Here is a 9,157-nt window from a genome sequence, read left to right as displayed (position 1 = left end):
CGCGCGGCGCAGGAAGCGTTTCAGAACGGCGTCGGCCTGGCCGGCGCGGCGCAGGGTCTCGGCGGCGAGCCGCCCGGCGCGCGCCCGCTGGGCGGGGGCGAGCGCGGGCGCGTGGGCTGTGAGCTCGGTCAGGGAGCGGCCCTGGTCGAGCACGCCCGCGATCAGGCGCAACGCCTCGGCCCGGTCGGCATGGGGCCGGTCGGCGGCGGGGAGCGGCGCGGGTTTCGGCGCAGGCGGCGCGGCCTTGGCGTCGGGTTTTCGGGTGGGTTTGCGGCCGGGTTTGGGGCTGCGCCGGGAAGGGGCGCCATCGGGCCGGTCGGCGCGCGGGGGGCGCGGGGCGTCGTTCATATCAGGACCAGGGGCCGGAGGATCGGCCGCCCGCGCGGGGAACCCGGGTTCGGCTCTCCTTCACCGGCTGGGCCGAGGACCGGGCGCCGGAGCGCCACGGGCCGGAGGAAGGGGCGGCGGGGCGGCCGGCGTCGCCCATCTCGGCGGCCAGAGCCTCGAGCGCGGCGATGCGGTTGGCGGTGGCGGGATGGGTGGAGAACAGGCTGTCGGCACCCTTGCCGGCGAGCGGGTTGACGATGAACATATGGGCGGTGGCGGGGTCGCGCTCGGCGCTTTCCATCGGGCGGGACTGGCCGCCGCCGGCGATTCGGGAAAGCGCGGAAGCCAGCGCCATCGGATCGCCGCAGATCTGCGCGCCGGCGCGGTCGGCGGCGTATTCGCGGGTGCGAGAGATCATCATCTGGATCATCATCGCGGCGAAGGGCGCGAAGAGCGCGGCGGCGATGGTCCCGATCATGCCGATCCCGCCCCGGTCGCGGCCGCCGCCGAAGAAGAGGCCGAACTGGGCGAGCATGGAGATCGCGCCGCCGACGGTGGCGGCGATGGTCATGATCAGCGTGTCGCGGTTGCGGATATGGGCGAGCTCATGGGCGATGACGCCGCCGAGCTCGTCGCGGTTGAGGCTGCGCATCAGGCCGGTGGTGACGGCGACGGCCCCATGTTCGGGGTCGCGGCCGGTGGCGAAGGCGTTGGGCTGGTCGGTCTCGATCACGTAGACGCGCGGCATCGGCAGGCCGGCATTGCGGGCGAGCTCGGCCACCTGGGCGTGAAGATCGGGGGCGGAGGCGGCGTCGACCGGCTTCGCCCGGTGGGCGGCGAGCGCCAGCCGGTCGGAGTTCCAGTAGGCGAAGGCGTTCATGCCCACCGCCACGACCAGCGCGATCAGCGCGCCGGAGGCGCCGCCGATCAGGAACCCGACCGCGCCGAAAAGGCCGGTCAGGAAAGCGAGGAGCATCGCGGTCTTGACGTAGTTCATCGGTTTCGGGTCCACGGCTCGGGGTCAGGGGCGGCGCGAGGCTCCGCGCGGATTTGCGCCCGGGGTCCGACCGGCCTATGTCGGCAGGGAACGGGCGCGCGCCCATCAGGTTCGGGAGACATATATGACCGGAACGACCGACGAGAAAGAGGCGCGTCTGCGCGCCGCCGCCGTCCGCGCGCTGGCGGAGGCCGAGGCGCGGCGGGCGAGGGACGCGGATGCGCCGGCTTTGCCCCGCGAACTGGGCGGCCGCGACGGGCCGGAGCCGACGCGCTTCGGCGACTGGGAGAAGAAGGGCATCGTCTCGGATTTCTGAGAATCCGGAACTCGAGGCGATGGGCGCCCGTGACGGGCGTCGCCGCGCGACGACCGTCCCGAAGGGCCGTCCCGGGCGCCCGCGCGGCGTTGCGAGCGGGGCCGCCGGCGGGACCGTCTCCGGTGGCGGCCAGCCGGCAAGCTCCGAAGCGTCCTTGGTGGAAGCAGCCCCTCTCCAGGCTTTAAAAGAAGCGGGCCGCGCCGGCGGTTCGGCGCGGCCCGCGATCAGCGGCAGGCGAGACCTCAGTTGTGATAGTACCGGCCTGACGATTTGTAGTAATAGTAGTTGTAACCGCCGTAGCCGTATTTCGCCATCTTCTTGGTGTTGATCTGGGTCAGCGCCAGACCGGCGACCCGCACCTTGATCTGGGTGAACTGGGCGAGACCGTTCCTGACCAGATCCTTGTGGGTCGAATCCCACCGTACGCAGTAGATCACCGCGTCGGTCAGCGGCGCGATCACCCGGCCGTCGGGCACGGCCAGCACCGGCGGCGTATCGATCACGATGAAGTCGTAGCGGTCCCGCGCCTCCTGCAGGAACTGCCGGAAACGCTGCGAGGCGAAGATGTCGGCGGCGTTGACCTTGGTCTCCTCGCCCATCACCACGTCGAAGCCGACCTTCGGGTCGTGATGCACCACCTCGTCGAAGGTCTTCTCCCCCGACAGGATCGACATCAGGCCATGCTTCGGCGCGCCCGCGAAATAGGTGCGGAAGGTGCGGCGGCGCAGATCGCATTCGACCAGCAGCACCTTCTTGCCTAGGCCGGCCGCGTTCTGCGCCAGCAGCAGCGAGCAGGTGGTCTTGCCTTCCTTGGGCAGCGACGAGCTCAGCATCACCACCTTGGGCGGACGGTCGACATTGGCCAGCAGCACGCCGGTGCGCAGGTTCCGGATCGCCTCCACCAGGGCCGAGGACGGTCGCTCCACCGCGTAATCCAGCACGCCGCGGCGCATCCGCACCGGCGCGATGGGGATGCTGCCCAGCACCGCGAGCCCGGTGGCCTTCTCCAGCTCCTCCGACGAGCGGAAGGCGTTGTTCATCTGCTCGACGATCAGCACGAAGGCGATGCCGCACAGGCCGCCGAAGAAGCCGGCCGCCAGCACCGCCAGCACCTTGGGCGGGTAGGAGGGCGAGAAGCTCACCACCGCTTCCGACAGCACCCGCGCATCGGCCTGCTGCACGCCCTGCTGGACCGAGGTCTCGTTGAGGCGGCGCAGGAACTGCTCGTAGATCCGGCGGTCGGCCTCGGCCTCGCGGGTCAGCTGGCGGAGCTCCACCATGTCCTGGGTCTGGGACTGAAGCTGCCGTTCCAGATCGAGGATCGAGCTCGACACCGCCGCCGACTGGCTGGCGGCGCGGTCGCGTTCGGTAACGGTCTGGGACAGCACCCGGCGCGCCGTGGCGGCGAATCGCGCCGCAAGAACGTCGCGGGCGGGGCTTCCGGCCGCCTCTTCGGCGATGTCGGCGGCCAGAGTCTCCAGGCGCGGCTGGTTGGACAGCACGGCGAAGCCGGCGAAGTCGTCGGCGTCCAGCATCTGCTCCAGTTGGATGGCCCGCGCGGAGGCGTCGATCTCCTGCGCGTTCAGCGCCGTCACCCGCTCGCGCAGCTCCTTGAGCTGGCGGTTCATGCCGGCCAGCGCCGCTTCGGAGATCAGGGCGGTCGAGGAATTGTAGGCCTCCACCCGCGCTTCGGATTTCTCGAGCTGGATCTTCAGTTCGTCGACCCGGTTGGACAGCCACTCGGTGGCCTTCTGGGTCGCCTCGAACTTGGTTTCGAGCTGGTCGAGAATGTAAAGCTCGGCCACCTTGTTGGCGAGCTTGGCCGACTTGAGGGCGCTGGGGGTCTCGATCGTCAGACCATAGACATAGGTGTCCCCGATCGCCTTGACCTCGAGCGAGCCCACCAGGCGGTCGATGGCGTGCTGGCGGATCCAGTAGCTTTCGTCGAGCTGGTCGCGGCCCTGGGGCACGGCGGCGTCTTCGTCGGTCACCGCGCCGCGGATCACGGTCTTGAGCAGCCCCACCGCGCCGCCGAGCACGTAGCCCACCATGCTGGGATCCTGCGGCGGCAGCAGCAGCGGGTTGAAATAGGGATCCTGCTCGAGATTCTCGGCCACGACGACGCGCTCGGCCAGCGCACGGGAGCGCAGCACCTGCGCCTCGGCCAGGATCGAGTAATAGTCGGTGCTGACGCCGGAGACGACGCTCTCGACATCGATGACCTGCGGCTCATCCCGATCGAGCATGACCACGGCGGTGGCCTTGTAGAACGGCGTCAGCGTGTAGACGAAGGCCATGATCAGGATCGCGAAGCCGAATCCGAAGGCCGCGATCGTTCCCTTGCGCCGCCAGACTGTGGCGAAGAGCGATTCGAAGGTCAGGTCGTCGGGCTTTTCGTCGATCGTTCGAGGCGTATCGGCGGCGGCATGGCGCCGCCGTTCCGGCAGATCGCCAGTCTGTTCCGGCGCATCGCGCCGGGTCCCCGGATAATCGTCCACCGGCATCACCTCTCCGTTCGGATTTCCGACCCGAGCATCCCCCCGGACACCCTGCGCGGAAACCACGTCACCCCGTACACATCCAGAGGCAGTCATAACAAGGAGTTCCGGTCGCGTGCACGCGAAAGTTTGACGCTGCCCGGCGGCCTCGTCCGGCAGGTGGGGGGCGCCGCGGCGACGGGGCCCATGGCGGCGGTCGCCGGCGCGGGCTAGCCGCCGCGGGATAGACGCCGCGCGCCCGGGCGAACGTCCGCGGGCGCGGGTCCGGCAGCGCGGTTGACGTGCGCCGGTAATTGCTCAAACTGGAACGACGATGAAAGTGATGGCTCACCCCGCCGCGCCCAGCGCCACCGACTTGCGGGGGCGGTCGCATTGCGTGGACTGCGCGATCCGTCAGCATGCCGTCTGCTCGCATTGCGAGGTCGAAGAGCTCGAGTTCCTGAGCGCGATCAAGACCTACCGCGCCTATCGCCCCGGCGACCCGATTCTGGCGATGGGCGAGCGCGCGCCGTTTCTCGGCACCATGGTGGAGGGCGTCGCCTCCATGTCGCGGCTGCTGCCCGACGGGCGCCGCCAGGTGGTGGGACTGCTGTTCCCCGGCGACATGGTCGGACGGCCGTTCAGCCCGGTGTCGCCCTTCGAATATGTCGCGGTCACCGACGCCCGGCTCTGCGCCTTCGACCGCCCCCAGTTCGAGGCCGCGCTGCGCGCCACCCCGACGCTGGAGCGGCGGCTGCTGGAAATGACCCTCGACGAGCTCGATTCGGCGCGGGAGTGGATGGTGCTGCTGGGCCGGAAGTCGGCGCAGGAGAAGATGTGCTCGTTCTTCGCGCTGACCGCGCGGCGGGCGCTTCGGCTGGAGAAGCGCGATCCGATCGACGGGATGATGCTGGTCCTGCCGATGAGCCGCGAGGACATGGCCGATTTCATGGGCCTGACCATCGAGACGGTCAGCCGCCAGGTCAGCGCGCTGAAGAAGGCGGGCGTGATCGAGCTGATCGACGCCCGTCATCTGCTGATCCCGAGCTGGAGCGCCCTGCTCGCCGCAGCCGGCGGCGATTCCGAGCTGGACTGACCCGGTTCGGCGCGCGCGCCGCCGGTTCGACCCTCCCGATCTCACGGACCGAACTGAGGCGGCGCCCGGCGTCCGCCGGAAGGCGGTCGCATCGCGGGTTCTCCGATCCCTCTGCCGCCGGTCCGTCCTCATCCGGCTGCGATCCGGACATGCCTGCGACTGCGGGACGCATGAGGCGCGGCGGGTCGGCGCCCGGGTCTCGCGGAAACGCCATGTTAACGTATTTGTTTAAAATCGTTAGTAAATATCCCGCCCTCGGGCCCGTAGGCTTCGCGATGCGATGGCGCGGAGGCGGGACGTCGCTATCCTGTGTTGACCTGGATCAAGGCGGGGCCGTGATCGCCGGGGTCAATGGCATCCGCAGCGTGGGCGCCGAAGGGCGTCCTCCACGACAAGCCGCGATCTGAGCGGCGAAGGAGGGGACATTGGCCTCGACACTCAAACTGATCGTGCTGGCGTTCGTCGCCGTCATGGCGATGGTCGCCGCGAGCTTCGCGCGCGACCTCGCCTACCAGGTCAACGCGCTCATCGTGCTGGCGGTCGCCGTCGGCATGTTCCTTTGGCAACTGCGCCGCGCCGGCGAGCCCGCGCGCGTGGTCGCCGAACCCGCCCATGACCGCGGCTACATGGACGAAGTGATCCGCTACGGCGTGATCGCCACCGCCGGCTGGGGAATCGTCGGCTTTCTGGTCGGCGTGGTCATCGCCCTGCAGCTGGCCTTCCCGGCGCTCAATCTCGATCTGCCCTGGACCACCTTCGGGCGGCTGCGGCCGCTGCACACCTCGGCGGTGATCTTCGCCTTCGGCGGCAACGCGCTGATCGCGACCTCGTTCTACGTGGTGCAGCGCACCTGCGCGGTGCGGCTGTGGGGCGGCGGCCTGTCGTGGTTCGTGTTCTGGGGCTATCAGCTGGTCATCGTGCTGGCCGCCACCGGCTACGTGCTCGGCGGCACCCAGGGCCGCGAATACGCGGAACCGACCTGGTACGTGGACATCTGGCTGACCATCGTCTGGGTCGCCTATCTGGCCGTGTTCATGGGCACGCTGATCAAGCGGCGCGAGCCGCATATCTACGTGGCCAACTGGTTCTACCTGGCCTTCATCATCACCATCGCCATGCTGCATATCGTGAACAATCTGGCGGTGCCGGTGTCGGTGTTCAGCTCGGTCAGCTACTCCGCCTTCTCGGGCGTGCAGGACGCGCTGACCCAGTGGTGGTACGGCCACAACGCCGTGGGCTTCTTCCTGACCGCCGGCTTCCTGGGGATGATGTACTACTTCATCCCCAAGCAGGCCGAGCGGCCGGTCTATTCCTACAAGCTCTCCATCGTCCATTTCTGGGCGCTGATCTTCCTCTACATCTGGGCGGGCCCCCATCACCTGCACTACACCGCGCTGCCCGATTGGGCGCAGACGCTGGGCATGGTGTTCTCGGTGATCCTGTGGATGCCGTCCTGGGGCGGCATGATCAACGGCCTGATGACGCTGTCGGGCGCCTGGGACAAGCTGCGCACCGACCCGGTGCTGCGGATGCTGACCATCGCCGTGGCGTTCTACGGCATGTCCACCTTCGAGGGGCCGGTGATGGCCATCAAGGCGGTGAACTCGCTGAGCCACTACACCGACTGGACCATCGGCCACGTCCATTCCGGCGCGCTGGGCTGGAACGGCATGATCACCTTCGGCGCGATCTACTTCCTGGTGCCGCGGCTGTGGAACAAGAAGGCGCTCTATTCGCTGCCCGCGGTCAACTGGCACTTCTGGCTCGCGACCATCGGCATCGTGTTCTACGCGTCGTCCATGTGGGTCTCGGGGATCACCCAGGGCCTGATGTGGCGGGAGTACGACAGCCTCGGCTTCCTGGTGAACTCCTTCGCCGACACCGTCGCGGTCCTGCACCCCTATTACATCATCCGCGCCATGGGCGGCGGCATGTTCCTGGCGGGCGCGCTGATCATGGTCTGGAACATCTGGATGACCATCACCGCGTCCGAGAAGAAGGACGCCGTCCCCTCGGCCGTCCCGGCCGAGTGAGGGAGGGACAGTCATGAGCATCATCAACAAGCACGGCGTTCTCGAACGCAACGCCACGCTCCTCCTGGTCTGCTCGCTGATCGTGGTTTCGATCGGCGGGATCGTGGAGATCGCGCCCCTGTTCTACCTGAAGAACACCATCGAGAAGGTGGAGGGGGTGCGCCCCTATTCCCCGCTCGAGCTCAAGGGGCGGGACATCTACATCCGGGAGGGGTGCTACGTCTGCCATTCCCAGATGATCCGGCCGATGCGCGACGAGGTGGAGCGCTACGGGCATTTCTCGCTGGCGGCCGAGTCGATGTACGACCATCCGTTCCAGTGGGGCTCCAAGCGGACCGGGCCGGACCTGGCGCGGGTGGGCGGGCGCTATTCGGACGGCTGGCATATCGACCACATGCACAACCCCCGTTCGGTGGTGCCGGAATCGATCATGCCGGGCTATCCGCACCTGATCGAGACGCCGCTCGACTTCGAGCATGTGGGCGACCACATCGCGGCTCAGGTCGCTGTGGGCGTGCCCTATACCGAGGAGATGGCGAAGAATGCCAAGGCCGACCTGGTCGCCCAGGTCGATCCGGACAGCGACCGCTACGACGCGCTGCTGGAGGCCTATCCCAAGGCGCAGATCCGCAACTTCGACGGGCGCGCCGAGATCACCGAACTGGACGCGCTGATCGCCTATCTTCAGGTGCTCGGCACGATGGTCGACTTCTCGACCTACCAGATCGAGCCGAACCGTTGAGCGGGAGGGCGAGACATGCATGACACCTACACCGTAATGCGCCACTTCGCCGACAGCTGGTGGCTGCTGGGGATGCTGACCTTCTTCCTGGGCGCGGTGGCCTTCGCCTTCCGCCCCGGCACGCGGGCCCTGCACAAGGACATCGCCGGGATCCCGCTGCGCGACGACGATCTCTCGCGGCTGGAAGAGGACGCGCCGCTGCCGACCCCCGCGCCCGCCCCTGTGGCCCCTGCGGACAAGGAGCGCTGAGATGGCCGATCACAACACCCCCGATCGCAAGGATGTCGACGAAGTCTCGGGCGTCGAGACCACGGGGCACGAGTGGAACGGGATCAAGGAGCTGAACAATCCGCTCCCGCGCTGGTGGCTCTACACCTTCTACGGCACGGTGATCTGGGGCGTGGCCTACACGGTTGCGTTCCCGGCCTGGCCGCTGATCTCGGAGGCGACGGGGGGCGTGCTGGGCTTCTCGTCGCGCGAGAACGTGGTCGAGGCGATCGCCGAACACAAGGCCGCCCAGTCGATCTACACCGACCGGATCGCGGCGATGACCGTGGACGAGGTGGCGGCGGATCCCGAGCTGATGGAATTCGCCCAGGCCGGCGGCGCCGCGATCTTCCGCGGCTGGTGCGCCCAGTGCCATGGCGCGGGCGCCGCGGGGGGGATCGGCTATCCGAACCTCAACGACGACGACTGGCTGTGGGGCGGCACGCGCGAGGCGATCCACCAGACCATCGCCCATGGCGTGCGCTGGGAGGCGGATGACCAGACCCGCTATTCCCAGATGCCCGCCTTCGGCGTCGACGGTCTGCTGGAGAAGCCGCAGATCGCCGAGGTGGTTGAGTATGTCTACGGCCTGACCCATGACGACGCCGACCCGGCGCTGGCCGAACCGGGGGCCGTGGTCTTCGCCGAAAACTGCGTGGCCTGCCATGGCGAGAACGCGGAGGGGAACCAGGACCTGGGCGCGCCGGCGCTGGCCGACCGGATCTGGCTCTATGGCGGCGACCGGGCCTCGCTGACCCAGACCGTGTTCTATGCGCGCTTCGGCGTGATGCCGTCCTGGGCGTCGCGGCTGAGCGACGCAGAGATCAAGCAGGTGGCGCTCTACGTCCATTCGCTGGGCGGCGGCGCGACCGAGTGACCTGACGCCCCGGCCCGCCTTGCGG

8 protein-coding genes and 1 pseudogene are annotated in these 9,157 nt (G+C 68.6%); 6 read left to right on the top strand and 3 right to left on the bottom strand.

The features are described from left to right. Both ACTB72_RS18335 and htpX read right to left on the bottom strand, forming a co-directional pair. Positions 1-348 (bottom strand): annotated as a pseudogene (locus ACTB72_RS18335) (hypothetical protein); the annotation flags it as partial. Position 349: 1 nt separating this feature from the next. Next, positions 350-1,324, bottom strand: a complete 975-nt coding sequence (gene htpX, locus ACTB72_RS18330) for a zinc metalloprotease HtpX (protein ID WP_463038454.1) — start codon at positions 1,322-1,324, stop codon at positions 350-352. Positions 1,325-1,448: 124 nt separating this feature from the next. On the opposite strand from htpX, the gene ACTB72_RS18325 reads away from it, so the two are divergent. Beyond that, on the top strand, positions 1,449-1,640 hold the full coding sequence (locus ACTB72_RS18325; RefSeq protein WP_463038453.1) for a DUF1674 domain-containing protein: 192 nt from the start codon (positions 1,449-1,451) through the stop codon (positions 1,638-1,640). 242 nt (positions 1,641-1,882) lie between these two features. Here the strand turns inward: ACTB72_RS18325 and ACTB72_RS18320 are convergent, their stop codons facing one another. After that, entirely contained in the window at positions 1,883-4,144 is a 2,262-nt protein-coding gene (locus tag ACTB72_RS18320) for a GumC family protein (protein ID WP_463038452.1), read from the bottom strand. 307 nt (positions 4,145-4,451) lie between these two features. Between ACTB72_RS18320 and ACTB72_RS18315 the strand changes: the two genes are divergently transcribed. The 5 genes from ACTB72_RS18315 to ccoP all read left to right on the top strand — a co-directional run bounded on the left by ACTB72_RS18315 (position 4,452) and on the right by ccoP (position 9,132). Then, on the top strand, positions 4,452-5,213 hold the full coding sequence (locus ACTB72_RS18315; protein WP_463038451.1) for a Crp/Fnr family transcriptional regulator: 762 nt from the start codon (positions 4,452-4,454) through the stop codon (positions 5,211-5,213). A 425-nt stretch (positions 5,214-5,638) separates the two neighbouring features. Further along, on the top strand, positions 5,639-7,246 hold the full coding sequence (gene ccoN / locus ACTB72_RS18310; protein WP_463038450.1) for a cytochrome-c oxidase, cbb3-type subunit I: 1,608 nt from the start codon (positions 5,639-5,641) through the stop codon (positions 7,244-7,246). A 13-nt stretch (positions 7,247-7,259) separates the two neighbouring features. After that, complete coding sequence (ccoO, locus tag ACTB72_RS18305) at positions 7,260-7,988, top strand: cytochrome-c oxidase, cbb3-type subunit II (protein WP_463038449.1); 729 nt, start codon at positions 7,260-7,262, stop codon at positions 7,986-7,988. 15 nt (positions 7,989-8,003) lie between these two features. Further along, positions 8,004-8,237: a cbb3-type cytochrome c oxidase subunit 3 gene (locus tag ACTB72_RS18300; protein ID WP_463038448.1), complete on the top strand. Its 234-nt coding sequence runs from the start codon at positions 8,004-8,006 to the stop codon at positions 8,235-8,237. A 1-nt stretch (position 8,238) separates the two neighbouring features. After that, positions 8,239-9,132 (top strand): cytochrome-c oxidase, cbb3-type subunit III, encoded by an 894-nt coding sequence (ccoP, locus tag ACTB72_RS18295; protein WP_463038447.1) that lies wholly within the window; start codon positions 8,239-8,241, stop codon positions 9,130-9,132. Positions 9,133-9,157 lie beyond the last annotated feature (25 nt).

The organism is Albimonas sp. (assembly GCF_055129145.1).
This window is presented reverse-complemented; position numbering and strand designations above follow the sequence as displayed.

Coding starts and splice junctions, on each gene's coding strand:
- ACTB72_RS18325 (WP_463038453.1), top strand. CDS start 1,449: ATGACCGGAACGACCGACGAGAAAGAGGCGCGTCTGCGCGCCGCCGCC.
- htpX (WP_463038454.1), bottom strand. CDS start 1,324: ATGAACTACGTCAAGACCGCGATGCTCCTCGCTTTCCTGACCGGCCTT.
- ACTB72_RS18315 (WP_463038451.1), top strand. CDS start 4,452: ATGAAAGTGATGGCTCACCCCGCCGCGCCCAGCGCCACCGACTTGCGG.
- ACTB72_RS18320 (WP_463038452.1), bottom strand. CDS start 4,144: ATGCCGGTGGACGATTATCCGGGGACCCGGCGCGATGCGCCGGAACAG.
- ACTB72_RS18300 (WP_463038448.1), top strand. CDS start 8,004: ATGCATGACACCTACACCGTAATGCGCCACTTCGCCGACAGCTGGTGG.
- ccoO (WP_463038449.1), top strand. CDS start 7,260: ATGAGCATCATCAACAAGCACGGCGTTCTCGAACGCAACGCCACGCTC.
- ccoP (WP_463038447.1), top strand. CDS start 8,239: ATGGCCGATCACAACACCCCCGATCGCAAGGATGTCGACGAAGTCTCG.